17 protein-coding genes and 1 tRNA gene are annotated in these 18,402 nt (G+C 70.8%); 8 read left to right on the top strand and 10 right to left on the bottom strand.

Annotated elements, in window-relative coordinates; all coding sequences use genetic code 11:
* Positions 1–31: 31 nt before the first annotated feature.
* The 4 genes from QSK32_RS27580 to sp36 form a co-directional block, all read right to left on the bottom strand.
* The gene (locus QSK32_RS27580; protein ID WP_045744098.1) at positions 32–3,646 is read right to left on the bottom strand and encodes an adenylate/guanylate cyclase domain-containing protein; all 3,615 of its coding nucleotides are present in this window, start codon (positions 3,644–3,646) and stop codon (positions 32–34) included.
* Complete coding sequence (locus QSK32_RS27575; protein ID WP_045744099.1) at positions 3,643–4,446, bottom strand: MBL fold metallo-hydrolase; 804 nt, start codon at positions 4,444–4,446, stop codon at positions 3,643–3,645. The genes QSK32_RS27580 and QSK32_RS27575 overlap by 4 nt, the downstream gene beginning before the upstream one ends.
* A gap of 95 nt (positions 4,447–4,541) precedes the next feature.
* Positions 4,542–5,033: a RidA family protein gene (locus QSK32_RS27570; RefSeq protein ID WP_245674060.1), complete on the bottom strand. Its 492-nt coding sequence runs from the start codon at positions 5,031–5,033 to the stop codon at positions 4,542–4,544.
* A complete protein-coding gene (gene sp36, locus QSK32_RS27565) occupies positions 5,030–5,185 on the bottom strand; it encodes a Sp36 family protein (RefSeq protein WP_157411184.1) in 156 nt (51 codons plus the stop codon). Before sp36 ends, QSK32_RS27570 begins: the two co-directional genes overlap by 4 nt.
* Positions 5,186–5,304: 119 nt before the next feature.
* On the opposite strand from sp36, the gene QSK32_RS27560 reads away from it, so the two are divergent.
* The 3 genes from QSK32_RS27560 to bagB are packed head-to-tail and all read left to right on the top strand — an operon-like array spanning position 5,305 to position 8,235.
* Positions 5,305–6,072, top strand: coding sequence for an Rv0361 family membrane protein (locus QSK32_RS27560; RefSeq protein WP_157411185.1), 768 nt, complete (start codon positions 5,305–5,307; stop codon positions 6,070–6,072).
* A 22-nt stretch (positions 6,073–6,094) separates the two neighbouring features.
* Entirely contained in the window at positions 6,095–7,045 is a 951-nt protein-coding gene (gene bagA / locus QSK32_RS27555; RefSeq protein ID WP_285473550.1) for an ATPase BagA, read from the top strand.
* A 44-nt stretch (positions 7,046–7,089) separates the two neighbouring features.
* Complete coding sequence (bagB, locus tag QSK32_RS27550) at positions 7,090–8,235, top strand: ArsA family ATPase (protein ID WP_045744101.1); 1,146 nt, start codon at positions 7,090–7,092, stop codon at positions 8,233–8,235.
* An 18-nt stretch (positions 8,236–8,253) separates the two neighbouring features.
* Here bagB and QSK32_RS27545 read toward each other — a convergent pair whose 3' ends face one another.
* Positions 8,254–8,556, bottom strand: coding sequence for a WhiB family transcriptional regulator (locus QSK32_RS27545; RefSeq protein ID WP_041832981.1), 303 nt, complete (start codon positions 8,554–8,556; stop codon positions 8,254–8,256).
* Between the two features lie 315 nt (positions 8,557–8,871).
* Between QSK32_RS27545 and QSK32_RS27540 the strand changes: the two genes are divergently transcribed.
* Entirely contained in the window at positions 8,872–11,295 is a 2,424-nt protein-coding gene (locus tag QSK32_RS27540; RefSeq protein ID WP_285473549.1) for a transglycosylase domain-containing protein, read from the top strand.
* 102 nt (positions 11,296–11,397) lie between these two features.
* On the opposite strand, the gene QSK32_RS27535 is transcribed toward QSK32_RS27540, so the two are convergent.
* Entirely contained in the window at positions 11,398–11,850 is a 453-nt protein-coding gene (locus tag QSK32_RS27535) for a GatB/YqeY domain-containing protein (protein WP_045744103.1), read from the bottom strand.
* 25 nt (positions 11,851–11,875) lie between these two features.
* Here QSK32_RS27535 and QSK32_RS27530 point away from each other — a divergent pair, with 25 nt between their 5' ends.
* Both QSK32_RS27530 and QSK32_RS27525 read left to right on the top strand, forming a co-directional pair.
* Positions 11,876–12,769: a metallophosphoesterase gene (locus QSK32_RS27530; RefSeq protein ID WP_045744104.1), complete on the top strand. Its 894-nt coding sequence runs from the start codon at positions 11,876–11,878 to the stop codon at positions 12,767–12,769.
* A gap of 73 nt (positions 12,770–12,842) precedes the next feature.
* Positions 12,843–12,919 (top strand) — tRNA-Pro (locus tag QSK32_RS27525).
* 483 nt (positions 12,920–13,402) lie between these two features.
* On the opposite strand, the gene QSK32_RS27520 is transcribed toward QSK32_RS27525, so the two are convergent.
* Positions 13,403–13,699 (bottom strand): hypothetical protein, encoded by a 297-nt coding sequence (locus QSK32_RS27520; protein WP_045744105.1) that lies wholly within the window; start codon positions 13,697–13,699, stop codon positions 13,403–13,405.
* A 150-nt stretch (positions 13,700–13,849) separates the two neighbouring features.
* Between QSK32_RS27520 and pyrE the strand changes: the two genes are divergently transcribed.
* Positions 13,850–14,380 carry an orotate phosphoribosyltransferase gene (gene pyrE / locus QSK32_RS27515; protein ID WP_045744106.1) on the top strand — a complete coding sequence of 177 codons (531 nt, stop codon included), beginning with the start codon at positions 13,850–13,852 and terminating at the stop codon, positions 14,378–14,380.
* A 334-nt stretch (positions 14,381–14,714) separates the two neighbouring features.
* Here the strand turns inward: pyrE and cutA are convergent, their stop codons facing one another.
* The 3 genes from cutA to QSK32_RS27500 are packed head-to-tail and all read right to left on the bottom strand — an operon-like array spanning position 14,715 to position 17,373.
* Positions 14,715–15,047 (bottom strand): divalent-cation tolerance protein CutA, encoded by a 333-nt coding sequence (cutA, locus tag QSK32_RS27510; protein WP_045744107.1) that lies wholly within the window; start codon positions 15,045–15,047, stop codon positions 14,715–14,717.
* Positions 15,044–16,099 carry an aspartate-semialdehyde dehydrogenase gene (locus QSK32_RS27505; protein WP_045744108.1) on the bottom strand — a complete coding sequence of 352 codons (1,056 nt, stop codon included), beginning with the start codon at positions 16,097–16,099 and terminating at the stop codon, positions 15,044–15,046. Before QSK32_RS27505 ends, cutA begins: the two co-directional genes overlap by 4 nt.
* Before the next feature lie 8 nt (positions 16,100–16,107).
* Positions 16,108–17,373, bottom strand: coding sequence for an aspartate kinase (locus tag QSK32_RS27500; protein WP_045744109.1), 1,266 nt, complete (start codon positions 17,371–17,373; stop codon positions 16,108–16,110).
* Positions 17,374–17,568: 195 nt separating this feature from the next.
* Here QSK32_RS27500 and QSK32_RS27495 point away from each other — a divergent pair, with 195 nt between their 5' ends.
* Entirely contained in the window at positions 17,569–18,330 is a 762-nt protein-coding gene (locus QSK32_RS27495; protein WP_285473548.1) for a hypothetical protein, read from the top strand.
* The last annotated feature ends 72 nt before the right edge of the window (positions 18,331–18,402 follow it).

Raw genomic sequence — 18,402 nt, 5'->3', positions numbered from 1 at the left:
ATCAAAGAAAATACGCCAGCCGGATTCACGATCATCCTGGCACGTCAGACGCGTAGGCGACAGTTTCCTCCGGAGTCGGCCCGAACCCGGCCAGGAGCAGGGTGTCCTGCAGTTCCTCGGCCGCCGCACGCTCACTCGACTGCTCCGTCGAGTGGGCGAGCCGGACCGCCTCCTCCGCCGCCGCCCGCGCCTCGTCGCACCGGTCCGCCGCGGCCAGCACCCGGGCCCGGACCATCGCCGCGACCACACTGCTGCGGACGTCCTCCGCGGAGGCCTCACCAGCACGTTCGATCCAGGTCAGCGCCGACTCCACCCGCCCCTCGGCGAGCAACGCGGACGCGTACACCGCAAGAGCGTGCCGCCGCGAGAAGAGCAGCGACGGCGTCGACGTGTCACTCGCGATCGGTGCCAGCAGGCCGATCGCGGTCGCCGCATCGCCGGCCCGGGTCCGCGCCTCGGCCAGCAGCACCCGCGGCCCGACCTGCGCCGGAGCCAGCGGATTGTGCGGCTCGACCGCGGTCATCACCCGCCGTGCGTCGGCCTCCGCGGTCTCCAGGTCGCCGAGCTGCATCGCCACGAACCCGCGGAGCGTGCCGGCCATCCCGAGCAACAGCGGGTGGCCGGTGCGATCGGCGTACTCGAGAGCATCGGTGAGTAGGTCGAAAGCGTGATCCAACTCACCGAGACCGCGGGCGATCGCACCCCGGACCACCAGGGCGAGACCACGCCCCCAGTCGTCGGCGACCTCGTTGAACTCCCGGTACGCCCGGCGCGCCTGCCCGTCCGCCGCACCCAGATCGCCCAGCTCGGCGGCGGCGTACGCCTCGACCACCCGCAGGGTGCCGACCGCCCAGCCCTCACCGACCCGGTCCCCGAACGGCAGGAAGATCCGGGCCAGCCGGCGGGCCTCCTGCAGACGGCCGGCCAGCAGCCGGGCGAACGCCGTGGTGCCGCGCAGCCAGGCCCGGCCGACCGGATCACCCAGCTCGGCGAAGAGACGGGCGGCCCGGCCCAGCACCGCGTCGGTGCCGGCGAAGTCACCCCGGGTGGTGGTCACCCAGGCCAGGTTCTGCAGCGCCCAGGCCTGCCCGTGCCGGTCCCCGGCGGCCAGCGTCACCTGGTACGCCGCGGCGAACCGGCTGCTCGCCTGGCTGAGTTTGCCGGCCAGGAAGTCGGCCATGCCGAGGCGGCGCATCGCGTTGGCCCGCTCCGGCAGCAGCTGCGCCTCGGTGGCCACCTCGAGCGCCTCCTGCCAGGCGCTGACCGCGCGTCCCTGGTCGCCGAGAGCCTCGTAGGCCCGGCCGACCACGATCATCGACTCGGCGCGGCACACCGGGTCGTCCTGGGCGCTCACGGTGATCTTCTCGCCGTACGCCAGCGCCTCCTCGGCCCGGCCCAGGCGCAGCAGCGCACGGGCGTGCACCAGCTGATCGGGCAGCGGAAGGCCGTCGCGGGCCAGGGTGGTGGCGCGTTCCGCGTACTCGATGGCGGCGGCCGGTTCGATGTTGGCCAGCGCCCGGCGCGCCATCCGGCCCAGTGCCGCCACGGCCAGCGGCGCGACCTCACGGGCCGTCGCGTCCGGGCGCAGCCGCACCGCATCGGCCAGTTCCACCGCGCACTCGGCGTGGGTGGCGATGAACGCGTCCCGCTCGTTGTCGGTCAGGTTGAGCCGGACCGCGCCGTCATGACCGTTCCGGACCGTCTCCGGCGCGGCCCAGGAGGCGAGGTACGCGTGCCGCTCCGCCAGGTCCGCCTTGCCGAGGTTCGCATACGCCGCCTCGCGCATCAGCGGCGTGCTGAACTGGAACCCGCCCCGGGCCCGGTGCAGCATGCGCCGTTGCAGCAGTTCGTCGACCGCCCGTTCGAGCGGCTCGGTGACGCCCTCGTTGCTGGCCCGCCGCTCGTGCAGCGCCTCCAGCACCCCGCTGGGCACCGTCGTGCCGGCCACCGAGGCGTCGCGCAGCACCGACCGGGGTTCCGCCGGGAGCGCGTCGATGCGGGCCGCCAGGACGGCGGCGAGGTCACGGGAGAGCAACTGGCTGCCGAGTGATCCGGCGGCGAGCTGCCAGCGGCCGGCCGCGTCGGCGCCGACCGCCGGGGTCAGCGCGCCCCGCTCCATCAGCAGGGTGACCATCTCGACCAGGTAGAACGGGTTGCCCTGGGCGGTGGCGAGCAGCCGGTCGACGTCCTGCTGCGGCAGTTTCCCGCCGTTGAGATACGACGTGAGCAGCCGGGACGCGTCGGCCCCCCGCAGCGGCGGCAGGGTGTGCACCTCGGCGTCGGCGACCCGGGTCAGCGCGCCCGCGGTGCGCACCAGCTCGGGGCGGCCGAGCAGCAGCACCATGACCGCGCCCTCGAGCCGGGACAGGGTGCTGCCGAGCGCGTCGACGGTGGTGGCCGTGGCGTCGTGCAGGTCGTCCACGATCAGCAGCATCGGCGCCTCGACGGCGAGCGCGTTGAGCAGGTCGGCGACGGCGATCGAGATGGCCTCCGCGTCGACCCGTTTGGCGCTCGGCGGCCAGTCGGCGGGGGCGGCCGGGCCGACCGGGTTGGCCGGGGCGTCGCCGTAGCCGAGCAGGGCGAGCAGCCGGTCCAGGTCGATCTGGGCGCCGAGCCGGCCGGCCAGTTTGCGCAGGCGTTCCTCGACGACCGGTCGGCCGACCGTGGCGGTCAGGTCCTTGGGCAGGCCGGCCGCCTTGCGGACCAGGTCGGCCAGGGGTGCGTACCGGCGCCGTTCGCCGAAGGCGCGGCAGCGCACCCGCAGGACGCGGGCGCCGTGCCCGGCATACGGCCCGGTGCCGGGTTCGAACCCGGCGGCCAGGCGCTTGACCTCGCCGGCGAACCGGGACTTGCCGATGCCGGCCTCGGCGGTCATCACCATCACCCGGGGATTGCCCGAGTCGATCACCTCGGCGAGCCGGCCGGAGACCCGGCCCAGCTCGGTCTCGCGGCCCACGAACGGCGCCTCGTCGCCCAGACCGGACCGGGTGCCGGGGGCGTCGTGCAGGCCGAGCAGCTCGTAGGTGGGCACCGGCTCGCGCTTGCCCTTGAGCCGCAGCGGCCGCAGCTGCCGCCAGGACGCCACGTGCCGGGTGCCGGCGCTGGTCCGCTCGCCGGCGTAGACCGCGCCGACCGCGGAGGCGTCGGCCAGCCGGGCGGCGGTGTTCACCGTGTCGCCGATGACCGTGTATTCGATGCCGGCCTGCATGCCGGCGACCACCTCGCCGGTGTTGAGGCCGACGCGCAGGCCCAGCGGGGCGCCGCCGCCGCGCTCGTCGTCGAGCACCCGGCGGACCGCACGCTGCATGCTCAGCGCCGCGCGGACGGCCCGTTCGGCGTCGTCCTCGTGGGCCACCGGGGCGCCGAAGACCGCCATGATCCCGTCGCCGGTGAGCTTGTCGACGTGCCCGCCGAAGGTCTTCACCGCGCCGGCCAGGGCGGCCAGGACCCGGTCGGTGACCGCACCGACCCGTTCCGGGTCGAGGTCCTCCGACCAGGAGGTGAAGTCGGAGAGGTCGCCGAAGAGCACGGTGACGATCCGGCGCTCCGCGGCGGGCAGCGACGCCGCAGCCGGGAGGGCCGCACCGCAGTGGTGGCAGAAGCGGGCGCCGGGAACCGCGACGGTCCCGCACACAGGGCAGGTCACGGCCGGTCCAACCGGCCGGGACCGGTCGCTGATTCCCGATCACGGGCGCGCAGGTAGTCGAGTTGGGCGGCGGCCGACCACTCGGCCGCGAACCGCACGCCCGGATCGATGTCCGGATAGACCAGGTCGACGACCGCGGCCGGGGTGTCCGCACCGGCCGCCATCGCGGCCTCGACCTGGGCCAGCCGTTCCCGGCGATGCCCGAGATAGAAGTGGGCGCGCTCCGCGGTGTCGTCGCGGGCCGGTCCGTGGCCGGGCAGCATCAGCACTCCCGGGTACGCCGTGAGCAGTTCCAGACTGCCCAGATAGTCCCGCAGGTCGCCATCGGGACGGGCCACCACTGTCGTGCCCCGGCCCAGGATGGTGTCGCCGGTGAACATCACGCGGTCGTCCTCATGCTCGACGAGAAAACACACCGAATCACTCGTGTGTCCCGGAGTCTTCAGGACCTGTATTTCCAAACCGTTCCCGGTGAGCGGCCGGCCGGCGTCCAGGGCGTCACCGGCGAGGACCGGAATCCCGCCGAGGAGTTCGGCCAGCCGGGCCGCGCCCTCCACATGATCGTGATGACCGTGCGTGATCAGGATGTGGCCGACCGGGCCGTGCTCGGCGATCCGGCGCAGATGGCCCTCGTCAAGCGGTCCGGGATCGATCACGGCGGCGACCGGCTCTCCCGGCACCCGCAGAATCCAGGTGTTGGTGCCGTCCAGTGTCATCGGACCCGGATTGGGCGCACGCAGCAGCGTCACCCAACCCGGCAGCCTGTCGACGTCCACCGACTCAGGCTCAGCACCCCCCATGACCCGAATCGTACGTCGGTCCGTGGGCGATGGCCGAGACACGATGTCCGTTCCCGTCACCTTCGGTCACCAAAAGCGGCCGAATCACCGCAAGATCACGCCACTTCGGCGATGACCTCGACCTCCACCGGGGCACCCAGCGGCAGCTCGGCCACGCCGACCGCGCTGCGCGCGTGCCGGCCCTGCTCGCCGAGGACCTCACCGAACAGGTTCGACGCTCCGTTGATCACGGCCGGCTGACCGGTGAAGCCCGGTGCCGACGCGACGAACCCGGTCACCTTGACGATCTTGACGACCCGGCCCAGGCCGACGAGCGCGTCGATCGCGGCGAGCGCGTTCAGCGCGCAGATCCGGGCCAGGTCGGTGCCCTGCTCGGCGGTGACCTCGGCGCCGACCTTGCCGGTCAGCTGCAGCTTGCCGTCGACCATCGGCAGCTGGCCGGAGACGTAGACATGGTTGCCGGACTGGACGGCCGGCACGTAGGACGCCAGCGGCGGAACGACCGTCGGCAGCGTCAGGCCCAGCTCGGCGAGCTTGGCGAACGCGTCCACGCCACCCTCGCCGGCGACCGGCGTCGGGGCGGTCACGGCTTGGGCCGCTTCAGGTAGGCCACGAGCTGCTCGGGGTTGGGTCCGGGAACGACCTGGACGAGCTCCCAGCCGTCCTCGCCCCAGTTGTCGAGGATCTGCTTGGTCGCGTGGACCAGCAGGGGCACGGTCACGTACTCCCACTTCTGCATGCCTGAGCTCTCCTTATCCGTTCGGTTATCGGCACAGCTTAGGGCTCGGGAGACCGGGCGTTTGGTTAGGCTGAGCGAGAGAATGTACGCAAAGTGCACATGCCATAACGGAGGGCGACTTGACGCATATTGCGCGACATCGGGAGCGGGGCCACCCGGAACCGCTGCCGTCGCCTGAACCCGAGCCGCCGATGCCGTTCCCGCCCGGCGAGCCGATCCCGGCGCCGGAGCCACCGCACACCCTGCTCACCACCACGGTCGAGCATCCGGTCCTCACCGCCGACACGGTCGTCCAGCCCACGGTCGGCGGCGGGTTCCCGGCGTACCCGGTGGTCGATCCCACCGAAGTGATCTCGCACACCCCGCCGGCCTGGCCCGTGCACCACGGCACACCCGGCCAGCCGGATCCGATCTGGGCCGGGCCACCGGCCGAACGGCGCGACTCCAACCGGCGCTCGACCGTGTACCTGACGCTGGCGTTCGCCGCCACGCTGCTGCTCTGCGGGGGTGGGGCGGTCTCGGCGTACCTGCTGGTGCGCGACTCGGAGACCGGCGGCGCACCGGATCCGGCGACCGCGGTCAACCGGTTCCTCACCGCCGTCTACACGCAACAGGACCCGACCGCCGCGCGGGATCTGGTCTGCGGCAAGTCCCGGGACGAGTCGAAACTCGCCACCCGGGTGCAGCAGATCAGCGCGTACGCGCACGCGCACGACGGCGCGGTGTTCCGCTGGGACGAGCCGGTACTGGCCCGCGGCAACGAGGAGAAGGCCGAGCTCACGGTCCGGGTGGTGATGTCGACGGCGGACGAGCGCACGGCCGCGCAGAGCCTCGAGGTCACGGTCATCCGGAAGACCGGCTGGCTGGTGTGCGAGGTGTCCGGCTGACCACGGGCCGTACCGTGGGTACATGGGCGAACACCGGAACTGGCCGGAGCGGCTGCACGTGGTGACCGGCAAGGGCGGCACCGGCAAGACAAGCGTCGCCGCCGCCCTGGCCCTGGGCCTGGCCGCCGGCGGCCGGCGCACCCTGCTCGTCGAGGTGGAGGGGCGGCAGGGCATCGCCCAGCTGTTCGGCCTCGACCCGTTGCCGTACGCGGAGAAGCGGGTGGCCACCACCACCGGCGGCGGCGAGGTCCGGGCGCTTGCCGTCGACCCCGAGGAGGCCCTCCTCGAATACCTGGACATGTTCTACAAGCTCGGCGCGGCCGGCCGGGCGCTGCGCAAGGTCGGCGCCATCGACTTCGCCACCACGATCGCACCCGGTCTGCGCGACGTCCTGCTCACCGGCAAGGTCAAGGAGGCGACCACCCGGTCGCACGACGGCCGCCGGGTGTACGACGCGGTGGTGCTGGACGCCCCGCCGACCGGGCGGGTGGGCCGGTTCCTCAACGTCACCGAGGAGACCGCCCGGCTGGTCAAGGTCGGTCCGATCAAGACGCAGAGCGAGAGCGTCGCCGCCCTGCTGCGCTCGCCGATGACCGCGGTGCACGTGGTCACGCTGCTCGAGGAGATGCCGGTCCAGGAGAGCCTGGACGCGATCGGCGAGCTGACCGCACTGCAGATCCCGGTCGGCCGGGTGCTGGTCAACAGCGCCCGCCCGCCCCTGCTGCCGGCCGGCCGGGTCACCAAGGCGGAGATCAAGCGGGGCCTGGTGGCGGCCGGCCTGCCCGCCGCGGCGGCCACGGTGTCCCAGCTCGCCGCCGAGGCGCAGGCCCATCTGACACGCCGGGAGCTGGAGCAGTCGCTGCGGATGGAGCTCACCGAGCTGGGCCGTCCGGTCGTCGAGCTGCCGCTTCTTCCGGACGGTGTGGACCGTGCCGGGCTGGAACAGCTCGCCACCCACTTGATGCGGGCTTGATCAGGCGGATCCCGGATCTAGCGAACTACCCTGGATTGGTGGCTATGAGCGCTCCCCGCCTCACCGTTCCGAGCTTGAACGTCGACGGGCTCCTCGCCGATCCGGCGATCCGCATCGTGGTCTGCTGCGGGGCCGGCGGGGTCGGCAAGACCACCACCGCCGCGGCGCTCGGCCTGCGCGCGGCCGAGGTGCACGGCCGCCGGACCGTGGTGCTCACCATCGACCCGGCCCGCCGGCTGGCGCAGTCGATGGGGCTCACCGAGCTGGACAACACCCCGCGCCAGGTCAAGGGCATCGACGCCGGGCAGACCGGCGGTGAGCTGCACGCCATGATGCTCGACATGAAGCGCACCTTCGACGAGGTGGTCGAGCAGCACACCACCCCGAAACGCGCGCAGGAGATCTTCGCGAACCCGTTCTACCAGGCCATGAGCTCGACCTTCGCCGGCACGCAGGAGTACATGGCGATGGAGAAGCTGGGCCAGCTGCGGGCCGGTGACGAGTGGGACCTGATCGTGGTCGACACCCCGCCGTCGCGGTCCGCGCTCGACTTCCTGGACGCACCGGCCCGGCTGTCGCGGTTCCTCGACGGGCGCATGCTGCGGATGCTGCTGGCCCCGGCCCGGTCCGGCGGGCGGAGCATGTTCAGCCTGGTCACCGCGTCGTTCGGGCTGTTCTCCCGAGCCGTGCAGAAGATCCTCGGCGCCCAGTTGCTGACCGACCTGTCGGGCTTCGTCGCGGCGCTGGACTCGATGTTCGGCGGGTTCCGGCAGCGCGCCGATCAGACGTACCGGATCCTGCAGGACCCGCAGACCGCGTTCCTGCTGATCGCGGCCCCGGAACGGGACGCGGTCCGGGAGGCGGCCTACTTCGCCGAGCGCCTGGTGTCGGAGCGGATGCCGCTGGCCGGCCTGGTGGTCAACCGGATGCACGAGACAGCTCTCGACGGGTTCTCGGTGGCCGAGGCCGAGGAGGCGATCGAGCGGCTGACCGCCGAGGGCGGCCACGAGACCGCGGTCGACGTGCTGCGGATCCATGCCTCGCTGGTCCGGCAGGCCCAGCGGGAGACCCGGGTGGCGGCCGGTTTCACCGAGGCGTTCCCCACGGTGCCGGCCACCTCGGTCGCGGCGCAGCCCGCCGACGTGCACGACGTCGACGGGCTGCGGACGATCGGAGCTCTTCTGGCGTGATCAGCTCTCGGCGCCCGCTCAGCGGGTGGAGACGAGCACCTTGTCGGCGCCCTTCTCCCGCAGCGCGGCCTCGAACATCTTCCGCCAGCTCGCCACGTGCGGGTGCCGGCGCAGCAGAGCCCGCCGTTCCCGTTCCGTCATGCCTCCCCAGACGCCGAACTCGATGCGGTTGTCCAGGGCGTCGGCGAGGCATTCGTAGCGGACCGGGCAACTGCGGCAGATCCTCTTCGCCACGTTCTGCTCGGCTCCCTGCACGAACAACGCGTCAGGGTCGCCACTCTGACACGCCGCCATGCTGGGCCAGTCGCTGATCATCCCCATTGGTAAACGTCCCCCCTAGCTTTCACCCCCGAACGTCCCGCGGCCTCCGTGTCCCCCATGCCGCGCTGACGCCTGTGCGATGTCTCGCCGGACCATCATGCTCCGTAGTTGGGCGATTACGCAACGTTGTCCCTCAAATACGTATGGCCCGGTAGTTCCGGGCATAGCGGACGGCCGGGTCTGACTGAACGGGGGTACCTTTGGTGCAGATGGGGGAAAACCCTCCGCCGCTTGGGGTGACAGGGCACACTCGGATCGGGCAACGACGACCTTCTCGCCGGGCGGTCGCGTGCCTCGTTCGCGTACCCTGCTCGGGTGACCTCCTGGCTTCGCAGACGCGATCACAACATCTTCACGAACGCGACCTCGCTATTAGTGTGTGGCCTGCTGGCCGGCGTCGTCGTGGCCGCCGCGGCCTTCCCCGCCGCGGCGATGACCGGCCTGGCGGCCAAGGCCGGTGGACAGACCTTCGCCAACCTGCCCAGTGAGCTGAAAGACTTCAGCTCACCGCAGATCACGCGGATCTACGCGTCCGACGGTCGCACCCAGATCTCGCTGTTCTACGACGAGTTCCGCAGCGATGTCCCGCTGAAGGACATCTCGGTGAACATGCAGAACGCGATCATCGCGGCCGAGGACCGCAAGTTCTCCGAGCACAACGGCGTCGACCTCAAAGGCGTCGCCCGTGCCTTCGTGAGCAACAACCAGGGCGGCGCCCAGCAGGGCGCCTCCACCCTGACCATGCAGTACGTGCGGATGTCGCTGGCCTACTCGGCGACCAACCCGCGCGAGGTGATCGAGGCGACGAAGGACAGCCCGAAGCGCAAGATCACCGAGATGAAGTACGCCCTCCAGGTCGAGAAGCAGCTCTCCAAGGAGCAGATCCTCGAGCGTTACCTGAACATCGCGCCCTTCGGCAACCAGGCGTACGGCGTCTACGCCGCCAGCCAGGTCTACTTCAACAAGAAGCCGAAGGACCTGAGCATCGCCGAGGCCGCCATGCTCGCCGGCATGGTGAAGGCTCCGAGCAGCTTCAACCCGACCGTTCCGTCGGGCCACGAGCAGATCACCGCCCGCCGGGACAACTACATCATCCCCGGCATGGTCACCATGGGCGCGATCACGCAGGCGCAGGCCGACGAGGCCAAGAAGGAGAAGGTCCCGACCAAGGCGAAGAGCCTGGGCAACGGCTGCGCCTGGGTCGCCAAGAACCACTGGGGCTTCTTCTGCGACTACTTCTACCGCTGGTGGCTCAGCCAGGACGCCTTCGGCGCGACGTCGTACGACCGGGAGCGCCGGCTGAAGAGCGGCGGCTACAAGGTGGTCACCACGCTCGACCTGAAGGGCCAGGCCGGGGCGCGCAAGGAGATCACCGAGCGGCAGAAGGACACCGAGAAGAACGCGCTGCTGATCGCCGGTGTCGAGCCGGGCAGCGGCAAGGTCCGGATGCTCGCCACCAACCGCAAATACAAGCTCGACGACGCGGACGACCCGCAGAACAAGATCTCGTCAGACCCGAAGAAGGCGGCGAAGGGCGTCCGGGGCACCTACCCGAACACCACGAACCCGCTGCTGAGCGGTGGCGGCGACATCACCGGTTACCAGGCCGGATCGGTGTTCAAGATCTTCCCGATCATCGCGGGCCTGGAGGCGGGTCTGCCACTCGGCTACACGATCAACGCGCAGAAGACCTACAAGTCCGGCTACATCATTCAGCAGGGCTCGAAGGCCGCCTGCCCGGGAACGCACTTCTACTGCCCGCAGAACTCCGGCGGCGGCGGTGCGGGCGTCTACACCATGTGGTCCGCGTTCGCGAAGTCGATCAACACGTACTTCATCCCGCTCCAGGAACGGGTCGGCACCGACAAGGTCGTCGCGGTCGCCAAGCGCTTCGGCGTGCAGTTCCGTGAGGAGAAGGACGCGTACCGCGCCACCGAGGAGGGCGGCGTCAAGCAGTGGGGCGCGTTCTCGCTGGGCGTCATGGCGTCCACCCCGCTCGACATGGCGAACGCGTACGCAACCCTCGCCGGTGACGGCATGTACTGCGAGCCCACCCCGGTCGAGCAGATCACCACGAAGGACAACGAGAAGCTCGCCGTCGGCAAGCCGCACTGCATCCGGGCCACCACCAAGGACGTCGCCCGCGCCGCCCTGGACGCCGCCCGCTGCCCGGTCGGCGACTCGGCCCAGCTCGGCGCCTGCAACGGCGCGACGGCCGGCCCGACCCGCGGCATCGTGGGGCACCCGGTGTTCGGCAAGTCCGGCACCACCGACGGGGACAAGACCGCGTCGCTGATCGTCGGCACCACCAAGATCGTCGTGGCGGGCTACATGGTCAACCCGGACTACCCGGACCACAAGGACCACATGTCCCACCCGATCATCAACCCGACCGTGCAGTACACCGTTGCGAACTACATGAAGGGCAAGGACAAGCAGCAGTTCAAGAAGCCCAGCTCGAAGATCGCGAACGGTGAGCAGAAGTCCATCCCGGACGTCACCTGCGACTCGATCTCCTCGGCCAAGAACCGCCTGAAGGACGCCGGCTTCGACGTCTCCACCGGTTCCGAGGTCGAGTCGGACTGCCCGGCCGGCACCGCGGCGGGCACCAACCCGTCCGGCCGGACGATCAAGAACGGCGCCGTGGTGATCGAGGTCAGCAGCGGCAAGCCGGAGAAGGCCGACAAGCCCGACGACAACGATCAGCAGGGCGGCGGCGAACAGCCGGGCGGCCGGTAGCACCAGCCAGGACACCGGGAACGGGCGGGAGAGCTGATCTCCCGCCCGTTTCTCGTCGCGGCCGGCACCGCGTACCCCGGGAAGGTCTTGATCCGGGGTTTCTCAAGCCAGACGGCGGCGCACCTCGGCAGCCACCCGGCCGCCCTCCGCACGCCCCGCCACCGCGGCCTGAGCCGCCTTCATCGCCGGGCCCATCTGCGCCTTGGCGGTGAACCCGCCGGCCGCGAGCGCCTCCGCAACGATCTCGCCGATCTCGTCGTCGGTGAGCTGCTTCGGCAGATAACGGTCGAGGATCTCGCGCTCGGCCGTCTCCTTCGCCGCCTGCTCCGCCCGGCCCGCGTCGGCGAACGCCGTCGCCGCCTCCCGGCGCTTCTTCGCCTCCTTGGTCAGCACGGCCAGCACCTCGTCGTCGGAGAGCTCCCGGGCCTCGTCCCCGGCGACCTCGGCCGTCCGCACGGCGGACAGCGCCATCCGCAGCGTCGAGGTGGTCAGCTCGTCACGGGCCTTCATCGCGGTGTGCAGCTCGTCGTTCAGGCGGTCTTTCAACGTTCCCATGGACGGAGAAACTACCCTTGCGGGCATGCGCAAGCGCTCCCTTATTTCCGCCGCTGCCGCTCTGACCGCCATCGGCGGCGCGACCTTCGCCTACGCCTCATTGATCGAGCGCAACATGTTCACGCTCCGGCGCTTCGACGTCCCGGTGCTCGAACCGGACGCCGAACCGTTGCGCATCCTGCACATCTCGGACCTGCACATGATGCCCGAGCAGCGCCGCAAGCAGGACTGGGTGGCCGCGCTCAGCGGCGCCGACCCGGACCTGGTCGTGGTGACCGGCGACAACATGGCCTCACCCTGGGCGGTCCCGGGCGTGTTGCGGGCCCTCGACCCGCTGCTCGGCCTGCCCGGCGCGTTCGTCTTCGGCTCCAACGACTACCGCGGGCCGGTCTGGAAGAACCCCCTGCAGTACCTGCTGCCCGACCGGGAGTACGTGCAGGGCGCCGAACTGCCCGCCGAGGAACTCCGCGACGCGTTCGTCCAGGCCGGCTGGGCCGACCTCAACAACGCCCGGACCATCCTCAAAGCCGGCGGCCGCTCCATCGAACTGGCCGGCGTCGACGACCCGCACATCGAACGCGACGACTACGCCACCGTGGCCGGCCCGATCAGCGACGGCGCCGACCTGCACCTCGGCGTCACCCACACGCCCGCCTCCCGGGTCCTGGACGCGATGGCGGCCGACGGCTTCGCCCTCCTCCTCGCCGGTCACACCCACGGCGGTCAGGTGTGCGTGCCCGGCTACGGCGCCCTCACCACCAACTGCGACCTGCCCCAGGCGATGGCCAAAGGCCTGCACCGGTGGCCCGGCACCGACTCGTGGCTCCACGTCTCTGCGGGATTGGGCACACATCCCACCGCACCCATCCGCTTCGCCTGCCGGCCGGAGGCCTCACTCCTGACTCTGATACCTCGCTGACCTGGAGTTTTGCGTTTTTGGGGTACCGATTTCCATGGGGGCGGGAAGGTCGGCTAGTATTTACCTCGCAGCTCGGGGTGTGGCGCAGCTTGGTAGCGCGCTTCGTTCGGGACGAAGAGGCCGTGGGTTCAAATCCCGCCACCCCGACCAGGTTGCAGTGCAGGTGAGGGCCGGTCTCCGGAAACGGAGAACCGGCCCTGACTTGTTTCCGGGGTTGATCGGCCCTGACCTTGCTTCCGCCCGAGTCGGCCGTCTCCTGATAGGCGGACGAACTCGAACGGGCGAGCAAAGGAAAGCCGCCGCTTCGTGTCGAAGCGGCGGCCAGTAAATACCTACTTGTCAGGCTTATCGTGTAAACCGGCGGTTTGCGCCTTGTGGGCGGTTCCCGTCGACACGGCCGTTCACCAGGCCGATTTGACGCTGGACGGTCACTGTCGGTCGTTCACCGGCACGGTCGCTGTCGGTCTTTCCGCCGACACGGTCGCTGTCGGTCTTTCCACCGACACGGTCACTGCCGGTCTTTCACCGGCACGGTCGCTGTCGCGCGTCCGGCGGCGAAGGGATGCCGTGCCACCGCCCGTACGGCGATCGGAGCGCGAACCGCGCCACACGGCGGACCGTTCCGAGCGGCGATCAGAGCGCGAGCTGCGCCCGGGCCGGTACGCCGGCCACCACCGGGCCCACGGTGCGGGGTGCGGCCTGCTGAGGGACCGCGTAAGGGCCCAGCATCGACTCGACGGCGGGAGCCACCGGCGGGCGGTCACCCACCTGCATCAGGCGTGTGGCACGGGCGAGTGAGCCCGTCTCGCCGTCGCGGAAACCTTCCCGGTATCCACGCTCGTACCGCTCGCCGCGGCCGAGAGCGCGACCAAGAGCAAAACACGAGGAGCCGGCCAGGGCGAGTAGGAAGAGCATCGCGAAGGGTGTCACTGGTCTGTCCTTCCGGGCGCGAGCCACTAATTAGGCGAAAACTACCCCAAACAGACATAGGATGCGGTATCGGAGAGATCAAGTACGCCAACGGGTGACGACGAGGGGCGGCGTGTTCCCGTCACGGACGGCCTGACAAGCTTGAACCTTGTGACTGACTCCATCGACCTCGCCCGCCGGGTCCGCAGCGTGAGCCGTCTGACCGGCGAGTTCACCCTCCGCTCCGGCCGGACCGCCACCGAATACTTCGACAAGTACCAGTTCGAGGCCGACCCGGTCCTCCTCGACGAACTGGCAGAGCGACTCGCCATCCTCATCCCCGAGGGCACCGAGGTCCTCGCCGGACTCGAGATGGGCGGCATCGCGGTCGTCACCGCTCTCGCCCGGCACGCCAAGCTTCCCACCGCCTTCGTCCGCAAGCAGGCGAAGCAGTACGGCACGGCCCGCCTGGCCGAGGGTGCCGAGGTGGCCGGCCGCCGCGTGCTGGTCGTCGAGGACGTGGTGACCTCCGGTGGCCAGGTCGTCCTGTCCACCAACGACCTGCGCAAGCTTGGTGCACACGTGGACCACGCGGTCTGCGTGATCGACCGCCAGGAGGGTGGTGCGCAGGCGCTGGCCGCCGAGGGCATCACCCTGCGCCCGCTGCTGACCCGCGCCGACCTGGACGCGGCCGCGGAGTAACCGACCGCCGCAAACGATGGCGAGCGCCGGCCGGGCATTCTGCGGTCGGCGCTCGACGCTTTCCAGGCGGCTTCCAGGCGACGGTGACGGTGACCGGCGCCCGGAGAGCGAGCATCACCTGAAGAACGGGCCTTGTCCGAGAACGAGCGCTGTCCGAACGGCGGTCACCGCGACGAGCGGGAATCAGTCGAGGCTGTACCCCGGCGGGGAGCCGACGGGCGCGCCACGGCCTGGAGCGGGCAGACGGCCGCGCCACGCCGCAGCCACGAGAGGTGTGGTTCGGTTCGGGCGGTTCGGCGCGTACAAGAAGAAGTGCAAGAGAAAGAAGCTGAGCTCAGGAATCGCGGGTCTCCGCACGGACCCAATCCAGGTACGCCGGATTGCCGGCCAGGATGGGCAGGGCGAAGACGCAGGGCACGTCGTAGGGGTGTTCGGCCTCGGCACGGGCCACGATCGCCGGGACCAGGTCGAGGCGGGTGTGCAGGGCGACCCGGGACTCCGGATCGTCCTGGACGGCGCCGTCCCAGCGGTAGAGGGAACGGATCGCCGTGATCTGCTGCCCGCAGGCGGCCAGGCGGTCGGTGACCAGGGAACGGGTGAAGGCGGCCAGCCACTCCGGGTCGGCGGCCGTGATCACCACCTCGCAGACGTCCGGCATCTCGCTCATTTCCCGAACTCGGCGGCGATCAACTCGGCCACCTGGACCGTGTTCAGGGCCGCGCCCTTGCGCATGTTGTCACCGGTGACGAAGAAGGACAGGGCGCGCGGATCGTCCATCGCCCGGCGGATGCGGCCCACCCACGACGGGTCGGTGCCGACCGCGTCGATCGGCATCGGGAACTCGTCGGACTCCGGGTCGTCGACGACGATCACGCCGGGGGCGTTGCGCAGCACCTGACGGGCGCCGTCGGCGGTCACCTCGGCGGCGAAGACGGCGTGCACGGCGATGGAGTGGCCGGTCACCACGGGGACCCGGACGCAGGTGGCGGATACCTTCAACGCGGGCAGGCCGAGGATCTTGCGGGATTCGTTGCGGAGTTTCAGCTCCTCGGAGGACCAGCCGAGGGCGGACAGCTGCCCGGACCAGGGGACCACGTTGAGGGCGAGCGGCGCCGGGAACGGCCCGAGGTCGTCGCCGACGGCCTGCCGGACGTTGCCGGGGCGGGAGCCGAGCATCCGGTCGCCGGCGACCTTGGTGAGCTGGTCGTGCAGGGTGTCCACGCCGACCTGGCCGGCGCCGGAGGCGGACTGGTAGGAGGCCAGGACGAGTTCGCGCAGACCGTACTCGTAGTGCAGCGGGGCCACCGCCATGATCATCGTGGCGGTGGTGCAGTTGGCGCTGGACACGATGCCGCGCGGGCGGTGCCGGGCCACCTCACGGTTGGCCTCGGGCACCACCAGGGGTACGTCCGGTTCCATCCGGAAGGCGGCGGAGTTGTCCACCACGACGACGCCCCGCTCGACGGCGATCGGCGCCCACCGGGCGGACACCTCGTCGGGCAGGTCGAACATCGCCACGTCGACGCCGTCGAAGGCCTCCGGGGTCAGCTCGCCCACGGTCAGCTGCTCGCTGCGACAGGTCAGCATCCGGCCGGCCGAGCGGGCGGATGCGAGGAGCCGGATCTCGCCCCAGACGTTGCGCCGGGACGAGAGCAATTCCAGCATGACGGAACCGACGGAGCCGCTGGCTCCGACGACGGCGAGCGTGGGCTTCGCCATCGGCCGCTTTACCGGCCGGTGCCGCCGTAGACCACGGCCTCCTCGTCGCTGCCGAGCTCGAAGTGGTCGTGCACGGCTCGGACCGCGGTGTCGAGGTCGGTGTCGCGGCAGACCACCGAGACCCGGATCTCCGAGGTGGAGATCATCTCGATGTTGACGCCGGCCGCGCCGATGCAGGCGAAGAAGCCCGCGGCGACCCCCGGGTGCGACCGCATGCCGGCGCCGATCAGCGAGACCTTGCCGACGTGGTCGTCGAAGAGCAGGCTCTTGAACTTGATCTGGTCCTTGATCTTGTCCAGCGCGGCCATCGCGTTCGGCCCGTCGGCCTTGGGCAGCGTGAACGAGATGTCGGTGCGGCCGGTGCCCTCGGTCGAGATGTTCTGCACGATCATGTCGATGTTGATCTCGGCCTGGGCGACCGTCTCGAAGATCCGGCCGGCCGAGCCGGGCTCGTCGGGCACACCGACGATCGTGATCTTCGCTTCGCTGCGGTCGTGGGCGACCCCGGTGATCAGTGCTTGCTCCACGTCGAGGTCCTCCATCGAGCCGGTGACGAGCGTGCCTTCTTTGTTCGAGTACGACGAGCGTACGTGGATCGGCACCTTGAAGCGCCGCGCGTACTCCACGCATCGCAACATCAGCACCTTCGCCCCACCGGCCGCCAGCTCGAGCATCTCCTCGTAGGTGATCTGCTTGATGTGCTTGGCGTTGGGGACGATCCGCGGGTCGGCGGTGAACACGCCGTCCACGTCGGTGTAGATCTCGCAGACGTCGGCGTGCAGGGCCGCCGCCAGCGCGACAGCCGTGGTGTCCGAACCTCCGCGGCCCAGCGTGGTGATGTCCTTGGTGTCCTGGGAGACGCCCTGGAACCCGGCGACGATCGCGATCGCGCCCTCGTCCAGCGCGGTGCGCAGGCGGCCGGGCGTCACGTCGATGATCCGGGCCTTGCCGTGCGCCGAGGTGGTCAGCACGCCGGCCTGCGACCCGGTGTAGGACCGCGCCTCGTAACCCAGGTTGTGGATCGCCATGGCGAGCAGCGCCATCGAGATCCGCTCGCCCGAGGTGAGCAGCATGTCCAGCTCGCGGCCGGGCGGCAGCGGGCTGACCTGGTTGGCCAGGTCCATCAACTCGTCGGTGGTGTCACCCATCGCCGAGACCACGACGACCACGTCGTCACCGGCCTTACGGGCGGCCACAATGCGCTCCGCGACGCGCTTGATGCGCTCGGCGGTAGCCACCGACGAGCCACCGTATTTCTGCACCACAAGAGCCACGGCGAAACCAATCCTCCGGCTACACGTCGCCACCACCCTAGCCGCGCATCCGCGCCGCCTCGACATGCGATCCCAGAATCCGGCCTGCCACGCGCGACACGCCGGGTCCGACGGAGTGGTGCCGCGCGGCTTCCCGGGCCGCGGGACGAGAATGTCGCGATGCGCCTTGCTTCCGAGACCCGACGCGGTTTGTCCGTGTTGACCGTCGTCACGTTCCTCGCCCTGGGCCCGGCCGGGTGCGGCGGGGACGCGCCGGAGGCCGCGCCTGCCTCGGCCATCCCGGTCACCTCCACCGCGCCACCGAGTTCCGACGCCCGCAGCGCGCTGGCCGGGCTGGCCGCCCTGGGCCTGGACCGCCGGTACGCCGCCCTCTACCGCCTCGACGTCGGCGACGGCGCCCCGCGCGACGTGGTCGCGACCGTGGCGACCGACGGCAGCTGGCGGGTCGACATCCCGCGGGGCGCGCAGGCCGGCACCGCGGACGTGTCGGTGGTCCGCACCGCCGCCGGCGTCTACGTGTGCTCGCTGCCGTCGGTGACCAACCCGGTGACCTCCAGCTGTGTCCGGGTCGCCGAGAAGGGCGAGAAGGTGCCCCGCCGGTACGACCCGAAGGTGCAGCGCCTGTTCCGCCAGTGGCTGACCGTCTTCACCGACCGGCAGTCCGCACTCGCCGTCACCGCGGTGCAGCCGCTGGAGGGCGCCCAGGGCTCCTGCTTCTCGGTCGACTCGGTCTCGGCGTCGCTGGACGCGCCGGTCGACGTCGGCGTCTACTGCTACTCGGCGGACGGGCTGCTCACCGCGGCCCGGGTGGAGTACGGAGTGCTCACTCTGGTCAGTCAGGTCGCCGGGCCGGCCACGGTGCAGCTGCCGGGTGTGGAGGTGAGCGGTGAGCCGCTGGGCACGACCAGCCCGTCGCCGGCGCCGCAGCCGTCGTACAGTCTGGCGCCGCCGGCCTGACTTCCCACGATCCGGGCGAATGGTTCGCCACCCGGAAGTGGATCACGTAACGTGTGGGGCGACATGTGGCGC

Origin of the sequence: Actinoplanes sp. NBRC 101535, assembly GCF_030269225.1 — a bacterium.
Lineage (GTDB): Bacteria > Actinomycetota > Actinomycetes > Mycobacteriales > Micromonosporaceae > Actinoplanes > Actinoplanes rectilineatus.
This window is presented reverse-complemented; position numbering and strand designations above follow the sequence as displayed.

Excerpts from the sequence above, each read along its gene's own strand:
- sp36 (WP_157411184.1), bottom strand. The coding sequence starts at position 5,185 with ATGCAGAAGTGGGAGTACGTGACCGTGCCCCTGCTGGTCCACGCGACC.
- QSK32_RS27535 (WP_045744103.1), bottom strand. The coding sequence starts at position 11,850 with ATGGGAACGTTGAAAGACCGCCTGAACGACGAGCTGCACACCGCGATG.
- QSK32_RS27575 (WP_045744099.1), bottom strand. The coding sequence starts at position 4,446 with ATGGGGGGTGCTGAGCCTGAGTCGGTGGACGTCGACAGGCTGCCGGGT.
- bagA (WP_285473550.1), top strand. The coding sequence starts at position 6,095 with ATGGGCGAACACCGGAACTGGCCGGAGCGGCTGCACGTGGTGACCGGC.
- QSK32_RS27505 (WP_045744108.1), bottom strand. The coding sequence starts at position 16,099 with ATGGCGAAGCCCACGCTCGCCGTCGTCGGAGCCAGCGGCTCCGTCGGT.
- QSK32_RS27545 (WP_041832981.1), bottom strand. The coding sequence starts at position 8,556 with ATGGGGATGATCAGCGACTGGCCCAGCATGGCGGCGTGTCAGAGTGGC.
- cutA (WP_045744107.1), bottom strand. The coding sequence starts at position 15,047 with ATGAGCGAGATGCCGGACGTCTGCGAGGTGGTGATCACGGCCGCCGAC.
- bagB (WP_045744101.1), top strand. The coding sequence starts at position 7,090 with ATGAGCGCTCCCCGCCTCACCGTTCCGAGCTTGAACGTCGACGGGCTC.
- QSK32_RS27530 (WP_045744104.1), top strand. The coding sequence starts at position 11,876 with ATGCGCAAGCGCTCCCTTATTTCCGCCGCTGCCGCTCTGACCGCCATC.